Annotated in this window: 20 protein-coding genes; 12 read left to right on the plus strand and 8 right to left on the minus strand. The window is 55.1% G+C overall.

All coding sequences use genetic code 11. The features are described 5' to 3' along the window. The first annotated feature begins 26 nt into the window (after nt 1–26). Genes fhuC through fhuB form a run of 3 tightly spaced genes read left to right on the plus strand, consistent with a single transcriptional unit; the run spans nt 27 to nt 3,699 of the window. Nucleotides 27–824, plus strand: a complete 798-nt coding sequence (gene fhuC, locus VGM55_RS19665) for a Fe3+-hydroxamate ABC transporter ATP-binding protein FhuC (protein WP_154187224.1) — start codon at nt 27–29, stop codon at nt 822–824. Next, nucleotides 824–1,723 carry a Fe(3+)-hydroxamate ABC transporter substrate-binding protein FhuD gene (fhuD, locus tag VGM55_RS19670; protein WP_331636408.1) on the plus strand — a complete coding sequence of 300 codons (900 nt, stop codon included), beginning with the start codon at nt 824–826 and terminating at the stop codon, nt 1,721–1,723. The genes fhuC and fhuD overlap by 1 nt, the downstream gene beginning before the upstream one ends. After that, nucleotides 1,720–3,699 (plus strand): Fe(3+)-hydroxamate ABC transporter permease FhuB, encoded by a 1,980-nt coding sequence (fhuB, locus tag VGM55_RS19675; protein ID WP_331636409.1) that lies wholly within the window; start codon nt 1,720–1,722, stop codon nt 3,697–3,699. Before fhuD ends, fhuB begins: the two co-directional genes overlap by 4 nt. A 108-nt stretch (nt 3,700–3,807) precedes the next feature. Here fhuB and hemL read toward each other — a convergent pair whose 3' ends face one another. Next, a complete protein-coding gene (gene hemL / locus VGM55_RS19680; RefSeq protein ID WP_331636410.1) occupies nt 3,808–5,088 on the minus strand; it encodes a glutamate-1-semialdehyde 2,1-aminomutase in 1,281 nt (426 codons plus the stop codon). A 178-nt stretch (nt 5,089–5,266) separates the two neighbouring features. Between hemL and clcA the strand changes: the two genes are divergently transcribed. Together clcA and erpA are read left to right on the plus strand one after the other, a co-directional pair. Next, a complete protein-coding gene (gene clcA, locus VGM55_RS19685) occupies nt 5,267–6,688 on the plus strand; it encodes a H(+)/Cl(-) exchange transporter ClcA (protein ID WP_154187228.1) in 1,422 nt (473 codons plus the stop codon). A gap of 80 nt (nt 6,689–6,768) precedes the next feature. Then, nucleotides 6,769–7,113, plus strand: a complete 345-nt coding sequence (gene erpA, locus VGM55_RS19690) for an iron-sulfur cluster insertion protein ErpA (RefSeq protein WP_038475460.1) — start codon at nt 6,769–6,771, stop codon at nt 7,111–7,113. A 50-nt stretch (nt 7,114–7,163) separates the two neighbouring features. Here the strand turns inward: erpA and VGM55_RS19695 are convergent, their stop codons facing one another. Genes VGM55_RS19695 through mtnN form a run of 3 tightly spaced genes read right to left on the minus strand, consistent with a single transcriptional unit; the run spans nt 7,164 to nt 9,298 of the window. Further along, nucleotides 7,164–7,784 (minus strand): TRIC cation channel family protein, encoded by a 621-nt coding sequence (locus tag VGM55_RS19695; protein WP_154187229.1) that lies wholly within the window; start codon nt 7,782–7,784, stop codon nt 7,164–7,166. A 22-nt stretch (nt 7,785–7,806) separates the two neighbouring features. After that, nucleotides 7,807–8,607, minus strand: a complete 801-nt coding sequence (gene btuF / locus VGM55_RS19700; RefSeq protein ID WP_331636411.1) for a vitamin B12 ABC transporter substrate-binding protein BtuF — start codon at nt 8,605–8,607, stop codon at nt 7,807–7,809. Next, complete coding sequence (mtnN, locus tag VGM55_RS19705) at nt 8,600–9,298, minus strand: 5'-methylthioadenosine/S-adenosylhomocysteine nucleosidase (RefSeq protein ID WP_154187278.1); 699 nt, start codon at nt 9,296–9,298, stop codon at nt 8,600–8,602. The genes btuF and mtnN overlap by 8 nt, the downstream gene beginning before the upstream one ends. 94 nt (nt 9,299–9,392) lie before the next feature. Between mtnN and dgt the strand changes: the two genes are divergently transcribed. Beyond that, the gene (gene dgt, locus VGM55_RS19710; protein ID WP_154187230.1) at nt 9,393–10,907 is read left to right on the plus strand and encodes a dGTPase; all 1,515 of its coding nucleotides are present in this window, start codon (nt 9,393–9,395) and stop codon (nt 10,905–10,907) included. Between the two features lie 141 nt (nt 10,908–11,048). Next, nucleotides 11,049–12,488 carry a serine endoprotease DegP gene (gene degP, locus VGM55_RS19715; protein WP_154187231.1) on the plus strand — a complete coding sequence of 480 codons (1,440 nt, stop codon included), beginning with the start codon at nt 11,049–11,051 and terminating at the stop codon, nt 12,486–12,488. A 58-nt stretch (nt 12,489–12,546) separates the two neighbouring features. Here degP and VGM55_RS19720 read toward each other — a convergent pair whose 3' ends face one another. The 4 genes from VGM55_RS19720 to map all read right to left on the minus strand — a co-directional run bounded on the left by VGM55_RS19720 (nt 12,547) and on the right by map (nt 17,500). Beyond that, the gene (locus VGM55_RS19720) at nt 12,547–12,936 is read right to left on the minus strand and encodes a DUF3461 family protein (RefSeq protein ID WP_331636412.1); all 390 of its coding nucleotides are present in this window, start codon (nt 12,934–12,936) and stop codon (nt 12,547–12,549) included. Nucleotides 12,937–13,046: 110 nt separating this feature from the next. Then, nucleotides 13,047–13,871, minus strand: a complete 825-nt coding sequence (gene dapD / locus VGM55_RS19725; protein WP_016534961.1) for a 2,3,4,5-tetrahydropyridine-2,6-dicarboxylate N-succinyltransferase — start codon at nt 13,869–13,871, stop codon at nt 13,047–13,049. Nucleotides 13,872–13,968: 97 nt separating this feature from the next. Next, entirely contained in the window at nt 13,969–16,641 is a 2,673-nt protein-coding gene (gene glnD, locus VGM55_RS19730) for a bifunctional uridylyltransferase/uridylyl-removing protein GlnD (protein WP_154187232.1), read from the minus strand. Between the two features lie 64 nt (nt 16,642–16,705). Continuing rightward, nucleotides 16,706–17,500: a type I methionyl aminopeptidase gene (gene map / locus VGM55_RS19735; RefSeq protein ID WP_154187233.1), complete on the minus strand. Its 795-nt coding sequence runs from the start codon at nt 17,498–17,500 to the stop codon at nt 16,706–16,708. Between the two features lie 313 nt (nt 17,501–17,813). Between map and rpsB the strand changes: the two genes are divergently transcribed. The 5 genes from rpsB to ispC all read left to right on the plus strand — a co-directional run bounded on the left by rpsB (nt 17,814) and on the right by ispC (nt 22,584). After that, complete coding sequence (gene rpsB, locus VGM55_RS19740; protein WP_008456923.1) at nt 17,814–18,539, plus strand: 30S ribosomal protein S2; 726 nt, start codon at nt 17,814–17,816, stop codon at nt 18,537–18,539. A gap of 256 nt (nt 18,540–18,795) precedes the next feature. Further along, nucleotides 18,796–19,647: a translation elongation factor Ts gene (tsf, locus tag VGM55_RS19745; protein ID WP_154187234.1), complete on the plus strand. Its 852-nt coding sequence runs from the start codon at nt 18,796–18,798 to the stop codon at nt 19,645–19,647. A 146-nt stretch (nt 19,648–19,793) separates the two neighbouring features. Continuing rightward, nucleotides 19,794–20,519 (plus strand): UMP kinase, encoded by a 726-nt coding sequence (pyrH, locus tag VGM55_RS19750; protein ID WP_038475448.1) that lies wholly within the window; start codon nt 19,794–19,796, stop codon nt 20,517–20,519. A 138-nt stretch (nt 20,520–20,657) separates the two neighbouring features. Next, nucleotides 20,658–21,215, plus strand: coding sequence for a ribosome recycling factor (gene frr / locus VGM55_RS19755; RefSeq protein WP_331636413.1), 558 nt, complete (start codon nt 20,658–20,660; stop codon nt 21,213–21,215). 169 nt (nt 21,216–21,384) lie between these two features. Further along, a complete protein-coding gene (gene ispC, locus VGM55_RS19760; protein WP_154187235.1) occupies nt 21,385–22,584 on the plus strand; it encodes a 1-deoxy-D-xylulose-5-phosphate reductoisomerase in 1,200 nt (399 codons plus the stop codon). Nucleotides 22,585–22,677 lie beyond the last annotated feature (93 nt).

The raw sequence follows: 22,677 nt of genomic DNA on the forward strand, positions 1-22,677 counted from the left end.
CCGTGCCCTTCACTAAGATGGCTACCATGCAGGATAAACACCTTCAGCCCGACACCACTTTTAGCCTCACTGATGTGACCTTCCGCGTGCCCGGTCGCACGTTGCTTCATCCGCTTTCCATCACCTTCCCGGTGGGAAAAGTGACCGGTCTGATTGGCCACAACGGTTCTGGTAAATCGACGCTGCTGAAAATGCTGGGTCGCCACCAGAAGCCGTCGGACGGTGAGATCCTGCTTAACGCGCAGCCGCTGGACAGCTGGAGCAGCAAAGCTTTTGCCCGTCAGGTCGCCTATCTTCCCCAGCAGCTCCCGGCCGCTGAGGGTATGACGGTTCGCGAGCTGGTAGCGATTGGCCGCTATCCGTGGCATGGGGCATTAGGGCGCTTTGGCGTGGCTGACCGCGAGCTGGTCGATGAGGCAATTAGCCTGGTTGGGTTGAAGCCGTTTGCGCATCGTCTGGTGGATAGCCTGTCCGGCGGTGAACGTCAGCGGGCGTGGATTGCGATGCTGGTGGCGCAGGATAGCCGCTGTTTATTGCTCGATGAACCCACCTCCGCGCTGGATATTGCCCATCAGGTGGACGTGCTGGCGCTGATTCATCGCCTGAGCCAGGAGCGTGGTCTGACGGTGATTGCTGTTCTGCACGATATCAATATGGCCGCACGCTATTGCGATAACCTGGTTGCGCTACGCGGCGGGGAAATGATCGCCCAGGGTACGCCAGAGGCGCTGATGCAAAGCGATACGCTGGAACACATCTACGGTATTCCGATGGGCATCCTGCCGCACCCGGCGGGGGCTGCGCCGGTAAGTTTTGTTTATTGATGAGCCGTATGAATGACTTTCTTTTGACCCGTCGCCGCCTTCTGGCGGCGATGGCGCTTTCACCGCTGCTGCTGAAGCTTCCAGCGGCGCAGGCGGCGGTACCGGATGCAAAACGCATCATCGCGCTGGAATGGCTGCCCGTTGAGCTGATGATGGCGCTGGGCGTGACGCCGATGGCCGTCGCCGATATTCCTAATTACCAGATCTGGGTTAACGAGCCTAAGCTGCCGGAAGATGTCGTTGACGTTGGCCTGCGCACCGAGCCCAATCTTGAGCTGATGGCGCAGCTAAAACCGTCCTTGATTCTCTATTCTGCTGGCTACGGGCCTTCGCCGGAAAAAATCACTCGTATTGCGCCCGGACTGGGTTTCAATTTCAACGACGGTTCCGGCAAACCGCTGGACATCGCGCGTAAATCGTTAATTCAGCTGGGCGACACGCTGGGCATGCAGCAGGCCGCCAGCCAACATTTGGCCGGGTTTGATGCCTTTATTGCCGGCATGAAGCCCCGCTTTGCCGCTCGCGGTAGCCGCCCGGTACTGCTGATGTCATTTTTGGATAATCGCCATGCGCTGGTGGTGGGCAAACACAGTTTGTTCCAGCAGGTGATGGATCTGCTGGGGGTGAAGAATGCCTGGCAGGAAGAGACCAATTTCTGGGGAACCGCAGTGGTGGGGATTGAGCGTCTGGCGGCGATTAAAGACGCCGATGTGCTGTGCTTTGATCATAAAAACGAAGCGATAGCCCGCCAGGTTGCCGCGACGCCGCTGTGGAAAGCGATGCCGTTTATCCGCCAGAACCGTTTCCAGCAGGTTCCCGCCGTTTGGCTCTATGGCACGACGATGTCGGCGATGCACTTTGCCCGCGTGCTGGATGACGGCCTGAGGAGCCTGGCATGAACAGACGCCACGTCATCTTCCCGGCCTGCCTGCTGCTGGCTCTGTTTGTCGGTGCGTTTTGGCTGACGCTGCATAACATGAGCGGCGTGCTGCCTTCCGGGCAATGGAGTAGTGCCTTTGTCGCGCCGGATATCGACAATATTCAACAGATGCTCTTTCACTTCAGCCTGCTGCCGCGCCTCGCAATATCGCTGCTGGTCGGTGCCGGGTTGGGACTCGTTGGCGTGTTATTCCAGCAGGTGCTGCGAAATCCGCTGGCGGAGCCGACAACGCTTGGCGTAGCCAGCGGCGCTCAGCTTGGCGTCACGGTCGCCACGCTTTGGGTGCTTCCTCAGGCGGCCCAGCCGTTTGCGGCGCTGATTGGCGCGGCGGCGGTTGGCCTGCTGGTTTTCGGCGTAGCCTGGAGCAAGCGTATGTCGCCGGTCACGCTGATTCTCGCGGGGCTGGTACTGAGCCTCTACTGCGGCGCGGTCAACCAGCTGCTGGCTATTTTCCATCATGACCAGCTGCAGAATATGTTCCTGTGGAGCACCGGCTCGCTCAACCAGCAGGACTGGAGCAGCGTTGAAAGCCTGTGGCCACGTTTGCTGGGCGGGCTGCTGCTAACGTTGCTGTTGCTACGCCCGTTGACGCTGATGGGGCTGGATGATGGCGTAGCCCGCAACCTCGGCCTGGCGCTTTCTCTTGTACGGCTGGCAACGCTGGCGCTGGCGATTGTTCTCAGCGCCCAGCTGGTTAACGCGGTCGGTATTGTCGGTTTTATCGGGCTATTCGCGCCTCTGCTGGCAAAAATGCTGGGCGCTCGTCGCCTGGCTGCTCGTTTATTCCTGGCGCCGCTGATTGGCGCGTTGATTCTCTGGCTTTCCGACCAGGTTGTGGTCTGGCTCTCCGGCGTGTGGGGTGAGGTTTCAACCGGTACCATCACCGCGCTGATTGGCGCACCTATCCTGCTGTGGCTGCTGCCTCGCCTGCGTACCAGCGGTGCGCCGTCAATGAGTGCGGGAGACCACGTGCAGGCCGAACGTCAGCGCGTTCTGCTGTGGGTGGCGATAAGCCTTGGCGTTCTGCTGCTGGTGATTACCGCCGCGCTGGCTCTGGGGCGCGATGCTCATGGCTGGCGCTGGCTGAGCGGCGCGCTTTTTGATGACGTCCTGCCGTGGCGCTGGCCGCGAGTTATGGCTGCTCTGACCGCAGGCGTGATGCTGGCGGTTGCGGGCTGCCTGATCCAGCGGTTAACCGGCAATGCGATGGCCAGCCCGGAAGTGCTGGGAATAAGCTCCGGTGCGGCGTTCGGCGTTGTACTTATGTTGTTTATCGTGCCGGGGAATGCCTTTGTCTGGCTTCTGCCAGCAGGCAGTCTTGGCGCAGCGGTGACGTTACTGATTATCATGCTTGCCGCCGGGCGCGGGGGCTTTTCACCTCAGCGTATGCTGCTGGCCGGGATGGCGCTAAGCACCGCCTTTACCATGCTGCTGATGATGCTGATGGCAAGCGGCGATCCGCGTATGGCGACGCTGCTGACCTGGATTTCAGGCTCGACTTATAACGTAACCGGTGAGCAGGCCGTGAGGACGCTGGTGGTGATGGTTGTGCTGTTAGCCATCACGCCGCTGCTGCGCCGCTGGCTGGTGATTTTGCCGCTGGGTGGTGCGACGGCGAGAGCGGTTGGTATGGCGTTAACGCCCTCGCGCTTTGCGCTGCTGTTGCTGGCAGCAACGCTGACCGCTACGGCAACGTTAATCGTTGGCCCATTAAGCTTTGTCGGGCTGATGGCGCCCCATATTGCGCGCATGCTTGGGTTCCGCAAGGCGATGCCGCAGATAGTGATTGCCGGGATTCTGGGCGGGGTGCTAATGATTCTGGCTGACTGGTGCGGCAGGATGATTTTGTTCCCGAATCAGGTGCCTGCGGGGCTGCTGGCAACGTTTATCGGTGCGCCTTACTTCGTTTATCTGCTGAGAAAGCAGGGGCGATAACCCCTCACCCTGTCCCTCTCCCCAAAGGGGAGAGGGAACCGGAACGAACATAAATCAGCTGTTTTCCCCCTCTCCCTTTCAGGAAGAGGGTTGGGGTGAGGGGAAAGATTACAGCTTCGCAAACACCCGGCGTGCCGCGTCGATGGTTCTCTGGATATCTTCTTTACTGTGGGCAACTGACATAAAGCCCGCCTCAAACGCAGACGGTGCCAGGTAAACGCCTTCTTCCAGCATCAGGTGGAAGAAGCGCTTGAAGCGCTCAACGTCACACGCAACCACCTCTTTATAGCAGGTTACGGTTTCTGCATCGGTGAAGAACAGGCCGAACATGCCGCCGACATTGTTGATCACCAGAGAAATGTTCTCTGCTTTCGCTGCATTCAGCAGGCCATTTGCCAGCATCTCCGTCAATTCAGTCAGGGTCTGATGAACGCCCGGCTGTGACACTTCGGTCAGGCAGGCAAAGCCTGCGGCCATCGCAATCGGGTTACCGGACAGCGTACCCGCCTGGTAAACCGGGCCAGTGGGCGCCAGCGCGTCCATGATTTCACGGCGGCCACCGAAAGCACCTACCGGCATTCCGCCGCCGATGATTTTGCCGAGGCAGGTCAAATCTGGCTCGACGTCATAGTAAGACTGAGCGCCAGCCAGCGCCACGCGGAAGCCGGTCATCACTTCATCGATTATCAGCAGTGCGCCGAATTCGTCGCACAGCGCGCGCAGGCCCGGCAGGAAGTCTGCGTGAGGCGGAATGCAGTTCATGTTGCCGGCAACCGGCTCAACGATGATACAGGCCACATCCTGCGGATATTGCTCAAAGGCTTCACGCACGGAGGTCAGATCGTTGTAGGTACAGGTCAGAGTATGTTTTGCAAAGTCTGCCGGCACGCCCGGAGAGTTCGGCTGGCCGAGGGTCAACGCGCCGGAACCGGCTTTTACCAGCAGGCAGTCCGCGTGGCCGTGGTAACAGCCTTCAAATTTGATAATTTTATCGCGGCCTGTATAGCCACGGGCCAGGCGGATAGCGCTCATGGTGGCTTCGGTACCGGAGTTAACCATACGGACCATATCTATGGTCGGCACCAGTTCGGTCACCAACTGAGCCATTTTTACTTCCATTTCGGTCGGCGCGCCAAAGCTCAGACCACGTTCCACGGCTTCAATGACCGCGTTGCGGATTGCCGGATGGTTGTGTCCCAGAACCATTGGGCCCCATGAGCCAACGTAATCGATATAGGCTTTACCGTCCGCGTCATACAGGTAAGCCCCGTCCGCACGCTCAATAAACAGCGGCACACCGCCGACGCCGGTAAAGGCGCGTACCGGGGAGTTAACGCCACCGGGAATGACTTCGCGGGCTGCAGCGTACAGGTTTTCAGACTTACTCATGAATCGGCTCCTGATTCGTGGAAATGGTGACAGCGGGCTATTCTATGTGAAACCCACGCAGGGTTGAAATATTTGCCCAAATTCAAACGTTACGGTTTATTTATGAAATTAACAGGACGTCGGTGAGATCCGTGGGTAAAATGCCCGCCTTATTTGTATGACTAAACAATTTGAGCCCATGAACTCCGCAAACTCTACACGTGAAACGCCGCAAAGCGTACGCCAACGCCGCGGTGCTATCCTGCGTCGCCTGATTGGCCAGGATAAAATGCCGTTGATGATTTTATTAATGGCGGCCATCGTCGGGACGCTGGCGGGCCTGGTCGGCGTGGCGTTTGAAAAATCCGTCAACTGGGTGCTTCAGCACCGTATCGGCATGCTGGCACAGGTCGCCGACAGTGCCTGGCTGGTGTGGCCGCTGGCGTTTATTAGCTCGGCGCTGCTGGCGATGGTCGGTTACTTCCTGGTGCGCCGCTTTGCGCCAGAGGCCGGTGGTTCGGGTATCCCGGAAATAGAAGGCGCGCTGGAAGATTTGCGGCCGGTGCGCTGGTGGCGCGTTATCCCGGTTAAATTCATCGGTGGGATGGGCACGCTCGGCGCGGGAATGGTGCTGGGACGCGAGGGGCCAACCGTCCAGCTCGGTGGCAATATTGGGCGCATGGTTAGCGATCTCTTTCGCCAGCGCGGGGCGGAGGCTCGCCACTCTCTACTGGCCACCGGTGCCGCTGCCGGGCTGTCCGCCGCGTTTAACGCGCCGCTGGCCGGGATTTTGTTTATCATCGAAGAGATGCGTACCCAGTTTCGCTACAACCTGATTTCGATAAAAGCGGTGTTTATTGGCGTGATTATGTCGAGCATCGTGTTTCGCATTTTTAATACCGAAACGACGGTGATTCAGGTGGGCAAGCTGGCGGATGCGCCGGTCAACACGCTGTGGTTGTATCTGATCCTGGGCATGGTGTTTGGCATCGTCGGCGTGGCGTTTAACCGGCTGGTGATTGGCGCTCAGGATATGTTCCAGCGTATTCACGGCGGTAACCTGAAGAAGTGGGTGCTGATTGGCGGCCTCATTGGTGGGCTGTGCGGCGTGCTGGGGCTTATCCAGCAGGCGGCGTCCGGCGGTGGCTTTAGCCTGATCCCGATTGCGGCAATGGGAAACTACACCATCGGCATGCTGCTGTTTCTGTTTGTGGCTCGCGTTATTACGACGCTGCTCTGCTTTTCCTCCGGCGCACCGGGCGGTATTTTCGCTCCGATGCTTGCACTGGGTACGCTGCTGGGAACGGCATTCGGCACGGCCTGCGCCGCGTGGTTTCCTGCATACCATCTGGATATGGGAACCTTTGCTATTGCCGGTATGGGGGCGCTGCTGGCTGCGTCACTGCGCGCGCCCTTGACCGCCATCGTACTGGTTCTGGAGATGACGGATAATTACCAGCTCATTCTGCCAATGATAATCACCTGCCTCGGGGCGACACTGTTGGCACAATTCCTGGGAGGAAAACCGTTATACTCTGTGATCCTGGCCAGAACGCTGGCAAAACAAGAAGCTATGAAGGCGCAGGAAGCAGAGCGTGCGGCGGCCGGGCAGAATACTTGAACGATTTACCAGGGTATTAGATAATGCCGCTAAAGTGCGGGTTATTTTCTGCCCGACTTGTTAATTGTTGGGAGCAAAAAATGAGTGATGACGTAGCGCTGCCGCTGCAGTTTACCGAAGCGGCCGCCAATAAAGTGAAAAGTCTGATTGCAGACGAAGAGAACCCTGATCTGAAACTTCGCGTCTATATCACCGGTGGTGGTTGCAGCGGCTTCCAGTATGGCTTTACCTTTGACGACCAGATCAACGACGGCGACATGACCATCGAGAAACAGGGCGTTGCTCTGGTTGTGGATCCGATGAGCCTGCAATACCTGGTCGGCGGCGCGGTAGATTACAGCGAAGGCCTGGAAGGCTCCCGCTTCGTGGTGACCAACCCGAACGCGAAAAGCACCTGCGGGTGTGGTTCCTCCTTCAGCATCTGATGAGCTGCTGAAACAAAAAAGCCGCGTTTAGTACGCGGCTTTTTTTATCGCTATTGTCGGTCATTTAGCGCAAACGTGGGCAATTTGAGGTGCCAGCGGATGGCCGCCAGGCGAATCCCCAGCGTTACCACCATGCCAATCATACTGGCCTGCTCCAGCGGTATGTTAAAGGTATGGTAAGCCGTCGCGTGGACAATACCGCCGATAATACAGGCGGTGGCGTAAATCTCAGTGCGCAAAATCATTGGAATTTCACGTGCCAGCACGTCGCGGATAATCCCACCGCCTACGCCGGTCACCACGCCCATGCAAATAGCGACCAGCGGGCTGGCGTGGGCCAGAAAGGCTTTATTGACGCCAATACCTACAAATACCGCCAGGCCAACGGCATCCAGCACCGGGAGTACCCATTTAGGCAAACGGCGCGGCTGACGTATCAGTACAATGGTGAGCATGCAGGTCACCATGGCGACGACCAGGTCCGTAGGATCTTTCACCCAAAACACCGGACCGTTAGCTAACGCCATATCGCGGATTGTACCGCCGCCTACTGCGGTTACTACTCCAAGCACCAGTACGCCAAAGGGATCCATACGCAGCTTTCCGGCCAATAAAACGCCGGAAATAGCAAACACGGCGGTACCGACAATATCCAGCCAATAGACCAGCATTCATGACCCTCAGAGCGTGACGTTAAGCTTTTGCCAGCTCTTCGCAGAGCTGTTTTGCGGCGAGGATAATACGCGGGCCAGAGCGAGTAAACCAGTCATCATTGACGGCAATAACCTGAACTTTCAACTGATTACTCCAGAACTGCCGAACCGACGGAATATTGCTCGCATCGCCAGCAATAATAATAACCTGCGGCTGGCGCGTCAGAACCTGTTCACGGCTCACCTGCGGCCAGGGCACACGGCTGTCGGCAAAGATATTTTGCCCACCGCATAGCTCAACGACCTCGTTCTGAATCGAATCTTTACTGGTAGTAAAAAGCGGCTGCTGGCTGAACTGCAGAAACACTTTCTTAGCTTGAGCGTGGCCGTAGTGAGCTTTCAACTCAGCATACTGGCGAGATAGCGTATCTGCTGCCTTCAGCGCCTTTTCTGGCGTAGGGCTTAGCGGAGCCAGCTGGCGCAGGGCGGCTTCTACGTCGGCCACGCTTTTAGGATCCAGCCAGATGACCTTGATCCCCAGCGAAATAAGCTGGTTAACCTGCCTGTCCGGATTGCCGCCACGCCATGCCAGTACGGCATCCGGCTTCAACGCTACGATGCGTTCGAAATTCATGCCCTGCCAGTTGGCCAGCTGTTCAATCTGCTTTGCCTGCGGCGGATAATCAGAGTAAGCGCTCACCGCAATGGGAGTGATACCGGCAGCAAACGCCAGTTCAGTATTCGCGGGGGAGAGGGAGATTACCCGAGGCGCTGCAAACAGCAGCGCCGGGAGGCAAAGGAGCAGGGCAGTTACCCCGCGCCAAGGGATGACCTTAGCCACGGGCCAGGTGCTGAACCAGTTTCTCCACCATCAGGGTGGATTGCTTGGCAGCGACGACCAGGAACTCTTCAAAGCTGAGATGAGACTGCTGATCGGCAACGTCGGAGATGGCGCGTACCACCACAAAAGGCGTGTTGAAGTTATGGCATACGTGGCCGATAGCCGTCGCTTCCATTTCTACCGCAACGGCCTGTGGGAAGTTGTGGCGAATTTTTGCCAGCGCAACGGAGCCGTTAATAAACGCATCGCCGCTGACGATCAGGCCGCGAACCGCATGCAGATCCAATTCTTTGATGCAGGTTTCCGCTGCGTCGATAAGCTTTTTATCGGCAACGAAAGCTGCCGGGCAGCCCGCCATCTGGCCATATTCATAACCGAAGGCGGTAACATCCGCGTCGTGGTAGCGCACTTCATCCGAAACGACGATATCGCCCACTTTCAGCGTTGGCGCCAGGCCGCCAGCTGAGCCGGTGTTAATGATGACGTCCGGCTTGCAGTGTTCCAGCAGCAGCGTAGCACCCATGGCGGCAGAAACTTTGCCGATGCCGGACTTCAGCAGCGCTACCTCAACGCCGTTCAGCGTACCGGTATAAATTTCGCAACCGGCGATGCTCAGAGTGTGACGGTTTTCGATTTTGTCACGCAGCAGCGTAACTTCTTCTTCCATTGCACCAATAATGCCTGCTTTCATAGAGATACTCGCTAATGTGGTGGAACATGACTCAATTTTCGGGGCATAGTCTATCATGGCAAGCAGTCTCCTTATCAACGGAACAGGAGTGGGCATGAGCGAAATAGACTTCCGCAAAAAAATTAACTGGCATCGACGCTTCCGCTCGCCCGAAGGGGAGAAGAACGAGCATGAGATCCTGCGCATCTTTGAAAGCGACCGCGGCAGGATCATCAATTCTCCTGCCATCCGCCGCCTGCAGCAGAAAACCCAGGTCTTCCCGCTTGAGCGTAATGCCGCCGTGCGCACCCGTCTCACCCACTCGCTGGAGGTGCAGCAGGTTGGGCGCTACATTGCCAAGGAGATTCTCAGCCGCCTGAAAGAGCAAAAGGCGCTGGAAAAATATGGTCTGGATGAGCTGACCGGCCCGTTTGAAAGCATAGTGGAAATGGCTTGCCTGATGCATGACATTGGCAACCCACCGTTTGGCCATTTTGGTGAGTCAGCGATTAATGACTGGTTTCGCCAGCGCCTGCGGCCGAAAGATAGCGGTAGCCTGCCCCACAGCGACGATCGCTGTAAGGTCGACGTTTTGCGGTTGCGTGAAGGCGAAGAGTCATTAAATACGTTACGCAGCAAAGTCCGTCAGGATCTCTGTCACTTTGAGGGAAACGCGCAGGGTATTCGACTGGTACATAGCCTGCTGCGGATGAACCTGACCTGGGCGCAGGTCGGCTGCATCCTCAAGTACACCCGTCCGGCCTGGTTTGCCGAAACACCGCCGGCCAGCCATGCTTATTTAATGAAAAAACCGGGTTTTTATCTCTCTGAGGAAGGATACATTGCGCGTTTGCGTAAAGAGCTGGATCTTGGCGAATACAGTCGTTTTCCGCTCACCTGGATCATGGAGGCAGCAGACGACATTTCTTACTGCGTGGCGGATCTCGAAGACGCCGTCGAGAAACGCATTTTCAGCGTTGAGCAGCTGTATCAGCATCTGTGTGAGTCCTGGGGCAAAGAGGAGAAGGGCGATCTCTTTGAGCTGGTGGTAAAAGATGCCTGGGATAAATCCCGCACCAATCAAATGCGCCGCAGCGCAGAAGATCAGTTCTTTATGTACCTGCGCGTCAACACGCTAAATAAGCTGGCACCGTACGCTGCCCAGCGCTTTATCGACAATCTGTCCGAAATCTATTCCGGCGAATTTAACCATGCGTTGCTGGAGGACGATAGCCCGTTTGCCCGGCTGCTGGAGCTGTATAAGCAGGTGGCCGTACGCCAGGTATTCAGCCATCCTGATGTGGAACAGCTGGAACTGCAGGGCTATCGGGTTATCAGTGGCTTACTGGATATTTACAGTCCCTTACTTGAGCTTTCAACCGAGGATTTCTCGGAACTGGTCAGCAAAGAGAGCTTGCGCCGCCTGCCAATCGCGTCGCGCCTGTTCCACAAACTCTCAACCAAACATAGGCTTGCCTATGTGGAAGCGGTGAACGCTTTGCACCCGGCTAGCCTTGATTTTTCCGTTTGGGAATACTATTTCCGTGCAAGGCTTATCCAGGATTACATCAGCGGAATGACCGATTTATATGCCTGGGATGAGTATCGACGCCTGATGGCGGTGGAGTGAGGTTTTCGCGAGTTTTGTAAAGATGACCAATAAATTTTTACTTTTTCCATGCACTTAAGCGCTGAACTTAGCGCGTAAACTTCACTCTGAATGGTGTACCAACACAGCAATTTTGCGTTATTTGAAAGTTGAGATGATTCCATGAAAAAAACCACGTTAGCAATGAGTGCGCTGGCTCTTAGTCTGGGTTTGGCGCTGAGTCCGATGTCTGCCTCCGCCGCTGAGACGGCCTCTTCTGCATCTGCTGCGCAGCCGCTGCCAAGCCTTGCGCCGATGCTGGAACAGGTAATGCCTTCAGTGGTGAGTATCAACGTTGAAGGGAGCACAACGGTAAATACTCCGCGTATGGGGCGTAATTTCCAGCAATTCTTCGGCGATAACTCGCCATTCTGCCAGGACGGTTCACCGTTCCAGAGTTCGCCGTTCTGTCAGGGCGGTGGTCAAGGCGGAGCCGACGGCGGAAGCCAACAGCAGAAATTTATGGCGCTGGGTTCTGGCGTCATCATTGACGCCGCGAAAGGCTATGTCGTCACCAACAACCACGTGGTAGATAACGCCAGCGTGATCAAAGTTCAGCTGAGCGATGGCCGTAAGTTTGATGCCAAAGTCGTCGGTAAAGATCCACGCTCCGATATCGCGCTTATCCAGCTGCAGGATCCGAAAAACCTGACGGCGATTAAAATTGCCGACTCCGACGCGCTGCGCGTAGGGGACTACACCGTGGCTATTGGTAACCCGTATGGCCTGGGTGAAACCGTAACCTCCGGTATCGTTTCGGCGCTGGGTCGTAGCGGCCTGAACGTGGAAAACTACGAGAACTTTATCCAGACCGATGCGGCAATTAACCGCGGCAACTCCGGCGGCGCGCTGGTTAACCTGAACGGCGAGCTTATCGGGATCAACACCGCGATTCTGGCGCCGGACGGCGGCAACATCGGTATCGGCTTCGCTATCCCGAGCAACATGGTGAAAAACCTGACCGCTCAGATGGTTCAATATGGCCAGGTTCGCCGTGGCGAGCTGGGGATTATGGGCACCGAGCTGAACTCCGAGCTGGCGAAAGCGATGAAGGTCGACGCTCAGCGCGGGGCGTTTGTCAGCCAGGTCATGCCTAATTCCTCCGCGGCAAAAGCGGGCATTAAGGCCGGAGATGTGATTACATCCCTGAATAATAAGCCTATTAGCAGCTTCGCGGCGCTGCGTGCGGAAGTCGGTTCTATGCCTGTAGGCAGCAAAATCTCGCTGGGCCTGCTGCGAGATGGTAAACCGGTTACGGTAAGCCTGGAGCTGCAGCAAAGCACTCAGAACCAGGTGGATGCTGCCACTATCTTTACCGGTATTGAAGGTGCTGAGATGAGCAACCGCGGCGGTAAGGACCAGAAAGGCGTGCAGGTTACCAGCGTGAAGCCGAACACTCCGGCAGCGCGTATTGGCCTGAAAAAAGGTGACATCATCGTCGGTGTGAACCAGCAGGCGGTGAACAACATCGCCGAGCTGCGTAAAGTGATGGACAGCAAGCCGTCTGTTATGGCGCTAAGCATCCAGCGTGGTGATTCGCAGATTTACCTGCTGATGCAGTAAGCGTTAACCTGAAAAGAAAAAGGGCCGCAAGAGCGGCCCTTTTTTATTGCTGACTGGCTTACTTGTTGCGGGTCAGTTTTTCCAGATCGGATTCAATTTCGCTGATCTTGTTGGTCACCACGGACTCGAGATGGCGCAGATCGTCGAGGATCTTACGCTTCAGATCGATTTCGGTACGATCGCGCTGGCAGAGCTGATCAAGTTCGTCGATGACATAGCGCAGGTTTGGGCTGATTTCCTGCACTTCTTTGTAACCCTGGCCTACGCCATCGGCCACCACGGTTTTGCGCTGACGTGGGTATTTAAACTTCACGCTTTTGGCAAAAAATTCGCCCTTATCCTTCTGGAAATAGACTTTCAGGATATCGTTGTTGGCTTCCTGCCGGAGGCTGTAACGATCGATTTCATCAGGATTGGTAATACCCAGGCTTTTTAAATTATCGTACATAAGCGGTACCCTTAAATATCAATAACCATTAGAGCGTTAACGGAAAATTCCTTTTCCGCTAGTGCCAGATGCAAAAAAGGCGGGGTAACCCGCCTTTTGGTGCAAAAAACTCAGTCGATGGTGCGCAGCAGTTCGTTGATGCCCACTTTACCGCGGGTTTTTGCGTCCACTTTCTTCACAATTACCGCGCAGTACAGGCTATAAGAACCGTCTTTAGAAGGCAGGTTGCCGGAAACAACAACCGAGCCTGCAGGTACGCGGCCGTAGTGCACTTCACCGGTTTCGCGATCGTAGATACGGGTACTCTGGCCGATGTAAACGCCCATGGAGATAACGGAACCTTCTTCGACGATCACGCCTTCTACCACTTCAGAGCGCGCGCCGATAAAGCAGTTGTCTTCGATGATGGTTGGGTTAGCCTGCAGCGGCTCAAGTACGCCACCAATGCCGACGCCGCCGGACAGGTGAACGTTTTTACCAATCTGCGCGCAGGAGCCAACGGTCGCCCAGGTATCGACCATCGTGCCTTCATCGACGTAGGCGCCGATGTTGACGTAGGAAGGCATCAGCACGGTGTTACGTGCGATGAAAGCGCCCTGGCGCACCGCAGCAGGTGGCACAACGCGGAAGCCTTCTTTCTGGAAGCGGGCTTCGTCGTAGTCGGCGAATTTCATCGGAACTTTATCGAAATAACGGCTTTCAGCACCTTCGATGACTTTATTGTCGTTAATGCGGAAAGAAAGCAGTACGGCCTTCTTCAGCCACTGGTGAGTGACCCACTGGCCGTCAATTTTTTCAGCAACGCGCAGCGCACCGCTGTCGAGCAGGGCAATCACCTGATTCACCGCTTCACGGGTGACGGTATCAACATTTGCCGGGGTGATCTCGGCGCGACGCTCGAAAGCGGATTCGATTACATTTTGTAGCTGCTGCATGATGAATATTTCCTGATTGTGACTTACCTTTCAACTTTTGGGCGACAATCAACTTGACTGCCGCCCACAGGCTAAAAAGGTAAAAAATAAAAGACCGTTATTTATCGTTTGGATTAAGGGCCGCTGTCAACCGTTGCTGCACTTCCTGCTGGAGCACATTATTAAGTGCACGCCGGTCTGCGGTCGCGATTATAAATAAATCTTCTACTCGCTCACCAATTGTTGTAATTCTCGCCCCGTAGAGCGAAATCCCGAGGTCGGCAAACACTTCACCCACCCTCGCCAGCAGGCCTGGCTGATCGAGCGCAATCAGCTCAAGGAACGTACGCCGGTCGGTGTGGGTTGGCAGGAAGTTGACTTCGGTATCGACGGTAAAGTGACGCAGTTTTGCCGACTGGCGGCGAGGCTGAGGCGGTTGCCAGGTTGTCTGGGTGATCGCCTGCTCGAGGCTGTGGCGAATAATATTATGCCGGTCGATAGACAGTGGGCTGCCGTCAGGCTCAAGCACGATAAAGGTGTCCATCGCCATGCCGTCGCGCGTCGTAAAGATCTGCGCGTCGTGAACGCTGAGGTTACGCCTGTCCAGTTCGGCGCAAACGGCGGCAAACAGATAAGGCCTGTCCGGACTCCAGATGAAGATCTCGGTGCCGCCACGCGTCGCCTGCGGGCTAAGCAGGATCATCGGTTGACTGAGATCGTGCTTCAGCAAGTGTCTTGCGTGCCAGGCAATCTGGTTTGGCGTATGGCGCACAAAATAGTTGGCGCGGCAGCGCGCCCAGATGTGGTGCAGGGCTTCCTCATTAATATTATCCATCCGCAATAGCGCAAGTGCCTGAAGCTGGTGATGGCGCACGCGCTCGCGCATATCCGGGCTGTTCTGCATGCCCCGACGCAGCTGTTTTTCGGTGGCGAAATAGAGCTCGCGCAGCAGACTTTGCTTCCAGCTGTTCCAGAGCGTTTCATTAGTCGCGCAAATATCGGCAACCGTCAGGCAGACCAGGTAGCGCAGCCGGTTTTCGGTCTGAACTTCTTCAGCGAACTGCTTAATGACTTCCGGATCCTGAATATCACGGCGCTGGGCGGTAACCGACATCAGTAGATGCTGACGAACCAGCCAGGCAACGAGCTGGGTTTCTCGTGAATTGAGTCCATGAAGTTCGGCAAACTTCAGCACGTCCTGAGCACCAAGTACTGAATGATCGCCGCCTCGCCCTTTTGCGATGTCGTGGAACAGGGCAGCAATTAAAATCAGCTCCGGGTGTGAAAGGCGAGGCCAGAGATCGACGCACAGTGGGTGCTTCGAACGCGTCTCTTCTTTGGAGAAGCTTTCTAATTTTTGCAGGACGCGGATGGTGTGTTCGTCAACCGTGTAGGCGTGGAACAGATCGAACTGCATCTGGCCGACGATATGTGACCACTGCGGCATATAGGCCCACAGCACGCTATGGCGGTGCATTGGCACCAGCGCACGGCTTACCGCTCCGGGATGGCGCAGCATGACCAGGAACAGCTCGCGGGCTTCCGGAATGTAGCAAAGCGGCTGGGTCAGATGACGACGGGCATGGCGCAGATGGCGCAACGTGGTCGAGTAAATACCGGTGATGTCGCGGTTACGCACCATCATATAGAACATGCGCAGGATGGCCTGCGGCTCGCGCATAAACAGGGTTTCATCCCGCAGATCGATGAGCGTGCCGCGCAGCTGGAAATCATCGTCCAGCGGGCGAGGTTTTTCACTGGCATCCAGCGCCAGAATCGCCTCGTCGAACAGCTGCAGCAGCATTTGATTCAGCTCTCCTACGCGGCGGGTTACGCGATAGAAATCCTTCATCATATGTTCGACCGGCTCGTTGCCTTCGCCGCTGTAGTGCAGGCGTTGGGCCACGCTAAGCTGGCGGTCAAACAGTAGGCGGTTATCGTAGCGATTAACCTCAAGATGCAGGGCAAAGCGAATGCGCCACAATAGGTGCTGGCACTCGTCGAGCTCTTTGCGCTCCGCCTCGGTCAGAAAGCCAAAGTCGACCATCTCACCCATTGAGGTTGCGCCGAAGTGACGGCGGGCAACCCATTGCAGCGTGTGAATATCACGCAGGCCGCCGGGGCTGCTTTTAATATCGGGTTCAAGATTGTAGCTGGTACCGTGGTAGCGCTGGTGACGCTCGTTTTGCTCTTCAATTTTGGCGGCAAAGAACTTCGCTGACGGCCAAAAACCTTCGCTGAAGATATGCTTTTGTAGCTCAAGGAACAGGGCAACATCGCCAATCAGCAGGCGTGATTCGATAAGATTGGTGGCGACCGTCAGGTCTGATAATCCTTCCAGCAGGCACTCTTCCAGCGTACGTACGCTGTGGCCCACTTCCAGCTTCACGTCCCAGAGCAGGGTCAACAGCTCGCCAATTCTCTGCGCCTGGGCGTCGGTCAATCGCTTGCGGCTCAGGATAAGCAGGTCGATATCCGACAGCGGGTGTAGCTCAGCGCGGCCATAGCCGCCCACGGCAACCAGCGCGGCTTCCGGGACATCGGCAAAGCCGTAGGCTATCCACAGCCGCTGGAGCAGTTGATCGATAAATTCGGTACGGGCTTCAATGAGCCGTTCAGCGGAAATGCCGCTATCGAAGGCCGTGCCCAGCCATTTCTGGAAGGTGTCTAAGTGCGACTTGATGTCCGCGCAATTAAGTTCGGCTTCCTGCCAACTGTTGGGATAGTCCGGCTGGCCGGCGATCTCGGGTTCTGTGGTGTTGGCAAACTGCTCTGGTAAAGCTGGACTCATTGTACGCTACCCATAAAAAAAGCCGGCTCAGGGCCGGCTTAGATTGCTGACTTTCGTCAGGGCATCATTCGTTATGCGAAATCACTGCAGGGATGGTGTCATCTTTACGCAGGGTCATAATCTCGCAGCCGTTCTCCGTCACCACAATAGTATGCTCGTATTGAGCAGACAAGCTGCGATCTTTGGTTTTCACCGTCCAGCCGTCTTTCATGGTACGAATGCGGTAGTCACCGGCGTTGACCATCGGTTCGATGGTGAAAGTCATCCCCGGTTGCAGTACCACGCCGCCGTCGTCTGCATCGTAGTGCAGAACCTGCGGTTCTTCATGGAATACACGGCCGATGCCGTGGCCACAGTACTCGCGAACAACGGAAAAACCTTCGGCTTCAACGAACTTCTGGATAGCCGCGCCAAGGGTGCGCAGACGGATGCCTGGTTTCACCATGCGCAGCGCCAGGTAGAGGCTTTCCTGGGTGATGCGGCACAGACGCTCACCGAGAATAGTCGGCTTGCCGACGATAAACATTTTTGAGGTGTCGCCGTGGTATTCGTCTTTAATGACCGTGACATCGATATTGACGATGTCGCCATCTTTCAGCGCTTTTTCATCGTCAGGGATACCGTGGCAAACCACTTCATTGATGGAAATACAGACGGATTTTGGGAAGCCGTGATAGCCCAGACAGGCGGAAATGGCCTGCTGTTCATTCACGATATAATCATTACAGATGCGATCCAGCTCGCCGGTGGTGATACCCGGTTTAACGTGGGGTTCGATCATTTCCAGCACGTCGGCAGCCAGGCGGCCGGCGACGCGCATTTTTTCGATTTCTTCAGGTGTCTTAATTGAGATAGCCATATCAGATCCGCAGATGTCGTTAACGTCGACATGAAATGAGCAGGGAAGTTGCTGTAATGGTATCAGGGGGGGCGTCTCCCTGCAAAATTGAGAATCATCAAGCGCGCAGTAAGGCAACAACTATTGGAGTCCAGGCGCTGTTTATGGTATAAAGCGCGCCGGACTTGTATTCCGATTTTTCGGGTACAGCCAAATACGCTCACTTTGTGTAAATAACACACACGTATCGACACATATTCCGGGGTGCCCTTTGGGGTCGGCAATATGGGATACGTGGAGGCATAACCCCATACTTATATAGAGGTTTTAAAACATGGCTACTGTTTCCATGCGCGACATGCTCAAGGCTGGTGTTCACTTCGGTCACCAGACCCGTTACTGGAACCCGAAAATGAAGCCTTTCATCTTCGGCGCACGTAACAAAGTTCACATCATCAACCTTGAGAAAACTGTACCAATGTTCAACGAAGCCCTGGCTGAGCTGAACAAGATTTCTTCTCGTAAAGGCAAAATCCTTTTCGTTGGTACTAAACGCGCTGCAAGCGAAGCGGTGAAAGACGCTGCTAACAGCTGCGACCAGTTCTTCGTGAACCATCGCTGGTTGGGCGGCATGCTGACTAACTGGAAAACCGTTCGTCAGTCCATCAAACGTCTGAAAGACCTGGAAACTCAGGCTCAGGACGGTACTTTCGACAAGCTGACTAAGAAAGAAGCGCTGATGCGCACTCGTGAGCTGGACAAGCTGGAAAACAGCCTGGGCGGTATCAAAGACATGGGCGGCCTGCCGGACGCACTGTTTGTTATCGATGCCGATCACGAGCACATCGCTATCAAAGAAGCAAACAACCTGGGTATCCCAGTATTTGCTATCGTTGATACCAACTCTGATCCGGACGGTGTTGATTTCGTTATCCCTGGTAACGACGACGCAATCCGTGCTGTTAGCCTGTACCTGGGCGCTGTAGCTGCAACCGTTCGTGAAGGCCGTTCTCAGGATCTGGCTTCCCAGGCGGAAGAAAGCTTCGTAGAAGCAGAATAATAAGGTTTGATGATTCCCCAAGATAGTTCGAGTTGCAGCAAGGCGGCAAACTCGAGAATTCCTGGGAGCTTACATCAGTAAGTGACCAGGATGAGCGAGTGAAGGTAACGCACCTGCGGCTCGAAATATAAAGGGGAAAGCCCTTATTTAACCAGGTAGTATCTCGTTTGGTTAGGGGCCTTTTTATGGCCCCTTTTTCACTTTTAAGCCCGTCTGGCCAACGCGCCGGGCAGGCAACATCTCCGAGGATTTTAGAATGGCTGAAATTACCGCATCCCTGGTAAAAGAGCTGCGTGAGCGTACTGGCGCTGGCATGATGGATTGTAAAAAAGCGCTGACCGAAGCCAACGGCGACATCGAGCTGGCAATCGAGAACATGCGTAAATCCGGTGCGATCAAAGCAGCTAAAAAAGCAGGCAACGTTGCTGCTGACGGCGTGATCATCACTAAGATCAACGGCAACTACGGCGTGATCCTGGAAGTTAACTGCCAGACCGACTTCGTTGCTAAAGATGGCGGTTTCCAGGCATTTGCTAATAAAGTTCTGGACGCAGCAGTTGCAGGCAAAATCACTGATGTTGACGTTCTGAAAGCGCAGTTCGAAGAAGAGCGCGTTGCACTGGTTGCTAAAATCGGTGAGAACATCAACATCCGTCGCGTTGCTTCCCTGGAAGGCGAAGTTCTGGGTTCTTACCAGCACGGCGCACGTATCGGTGTTCTGGTTGCCGCTAAAGGCGCTGACGAAGAGCTGGTTAAGCAGCTGGCAATGCACATCGCAGCAAGCAAGCCTGAGTTCGTTAAGCCTGAAGACGTGTCTGCAGAAGTTGTAGAGAAAGAGTACCAGGTTCAGCTGGACATCGCGATGCAATCCGGTAAGCCGAAAGAAATCGCAGAGAAAATGGTTGAAGGCCGCATGAAGAAATTCACCGGCGAAGTTTCTCTGACCGGTCAGCCGTTCGTGATGGATCCAAGCAAAACTGTTGCTCAGCTGCTGAAAGAGCACAACGCTGACGTGACTAACTTCATCCGCTTCGAAGTGGGTGAAGGTATCGAGAAAGTTGAGACTGACTTTGCAGCAGAAGTTGCTGCGATGTCCAAGCAGTCTTAATGGTTTAAAAGGAACCGCCAACCGGCGGTTCCTTTTTATCCAGCCTTATAGTTTCAGTTATCTCCGATTGGCGAGTAGCTGAAATGCGACAGAATGTCGCCAGAATTAACCATCCCCCATTCGTTGACTGTTCTCAGGAAAGAAACATGGCTACCAATGCAAAACCCGTCTACAAACGTATTCTGCTCAAACTGAGCGGCGAAGCTCTGCAAGGCACAGAAGGCTTTGGTATTGACGCGAGTATTCTGGACCGTATGGCTCAGGAGATTAAAGAGCTGGTGGAACTTGGCATCCAGGTCGGGGTGGTAATCGGCGGTGGCAACTTATTCCGTGGCGCAGGCCTGGCAAAAGCCGGTATGAACCGCGTCGTGGGCGACCACATGGGCATGCTGGCAACCGTCATGAACGGCCTGGCGATGCGCGATGCGCTCCACCGAGCCTATGTGAACGCCCGCCTGATGTCCGCTATTCCATTGAATGGCGTTTGCGATAACTACAGCTGGGCAGAAGCAATTAGCCTCCTGCGCGCTAACCGCGTCGTTATCCTCGCAGCCGGTACCGGCAACCCGTTCTTTACCACCGACTCCGCAGCCTGCCTGCGTGGGATTGAAATTGAAGCAGACGTGGTACTGAAAGCCACCAAAGTGGATGGCGTATTTACCGCCGATCCGGTAAAAGATCCTGCTGCCACCTTATACGAGCAGCTGACCTACACTGAAGTTCTTGATAAAGAACTCAAAGTTATGGATCTTGCCGCATTCACGCTTGCTCGCGACCACAAACTGCCGATCCGCGTGTTCAACATGAACAAGCCGGGTGCGCTGCGTCGCGTAGTAATGGGTGAGAAAGAAGGCACTTTAATTACTGAATAATTTCAGTTACCCCTTAATCAGGGTAAGATTTGGCTTTATCTACAGCCAGGAATAAACAGGACTATACTTAGCCAGCAGCGTAAACGCTGCAGAGAATAAGCGTGGTCTGCCTTAAACCCGTTTTCAAGGATTCGTAACGTGATTAGCGATATCAGAAAAGATGCTGAAGTACGTATGGATAAATGCGTCGAAGCGTTTAAAAACCAAATCAGCAAAATCCGCACCGGTCGTGCTTCCCCAAGCCTGCTGGACGGCATCGTAGTGGAATACTACGGTACGCCAACTCCGCTTCGTCAGCTGGCAAGCGTCACGGTTGAAGATACCCGTACTCTGAAGATCAACGTGTTCGATCGTTCTCTGGGCCCGGCGGTTGAAAAAGCGATTATGGCTTCTGACCTCGGTCTGAACCCAAGCTCTGCGGGTACCGATATCCGTGTTCCGCTGCCTCCGCTGACCGAAGAACGTCGTAAAGACCTGATCAAAGTTGTGCGCGGTGAAGCAGAAGGCGCTCGGGTAGCGGTACGTAACGTTCGTCGTGACGCAAACGACAAAGTAAAAGCCCTGCTCAAAGACAAAGAGATCAGCGAAGATGACGATCGTCGTTCCCAGGACGACGTTCAGAAGCTGACTGATGCAGCCATCAAGAAAGTGGATGCGGCTCTGTCTGAAAAAGAAGCCGAGCTGATGCAGTTCTAATCCACCCATTGGTGGATAATACGCCGCACAGCAAGCCCTCGCGTGAAGCGTGGCGTTTGCTGTGCGGCGTTTTGCTTTGATAAACACAGAGCAAAGGCGTAGACAATACGCCCCCGTCGCCGCAAACTAATGCGTCATTAATCCCTCATTTTACGACCCTGAGTAACTCATGAAGCAGCTCACTATTCTTGGTTCCACCGGCTCTATTGGCGTCAGCACGCTGAGCGTCGTTCGTCATAATCCTGAAAAATTTTCCGTAACGGCTTTGGTTGCGGGCAGCAACGTCGGGAAAATGGTGGAGCAATGCCTGGCGTTCTCACCGCGATTTGCGGTAATGGCCACTGAGTCAGCGGCTTCAGAAGTGCGTCGTACGTTAAGAGAGCAGGGCGGGAAAACCGAGGTACTGGCAGGTGTGCAGGCGGCCTGTGAGGTGGCGGCGCTGAGTGAAGTGGATCAGGTTATGGCGGCCATTGTCGGCGTAGCAGGATTGCCGTCCACGCTTGCCGCTATCTCTGCGGGTAAGCAGGTGTTGCTGGCTAACAAAGAGTCGCTGATTACCTGCGGGCGTCTGTTTATGGAAGCAGTAGCGCGCAGCAAAGCACAATTGTTGCCGATTGACAGCGAACATAACGCTATTTTTCAGAGTTTACCGGAAACAATTCAGCGGAACCTGGGATACGCTAGCCTTGAAGATAATGGCGTATCGTCAATTATCCTCACCGGATCGGGTGGCCCGTTCCGGGAAACGGCTTATGCGGATTTAGCGGCAATGACGCCCGATCAGGCATGCAGCCACCCGAACTGGTCAATGGGGCGTAAAATCTCCGTTGATTCAGCCACCATGATGAATAAAGGTCTCGAATATATTGAAGCGCGTTGGTTATTCAACGCCTCTGCGGCACAGATGGAAGTGCTGATTCATCCTCAGTCGGTCATTCACTCAATGGTGCGCTACCGTGACGGCAGCGTACTGGCGCAGCTGGGGGCTCCCGATATGCGCACGCCGATTGCGCATGCCATGGCCTATCCTGCGCGTGTTGAATCAGGTGTTGCGCCGCTCGATTTCTGCAAAATCGGCACGCTGACCTTTATGCAGCCGGACTTTGAGCGCTATCCATGCCTCAAGCTGGCCATTGATGCCAGTGAGCAAGGGCAGGCGGCCACCACCGCGCTGAATGCGGCTAACGAAGTGGTCGTTGAGGCCTTCCTGAATCAGCAGGTGCGTTTTACCGACATTGCGGTGCTAAATCGCAGTGTACTTGAGCAAATGAACTTAACCGAACCTCAAAGTGTGGAAGAGGTGCTCCGCGTGGATGCAATTGCTCGTGAAATCGCCAAAAAACAAGTGATGCAACTCGCAAGCCGGTGATAATTCAGTCGGCTGAAGTGCCGCCATTTGTTCGCTTTGTGCTTCAGTGATATAGTCTGCGCCACTTAATCGCCAGATGTGACTGAGCGTTAA

Origin of the sequence: Cedecea sp., from assembly GCF_036500665.1 — a bacterium.
Lineage (GTDB): Bacteria > Pseudomonadota > Gammaproteobacteria > Enterobacterales > Enterobacteriaceae > Cedecea.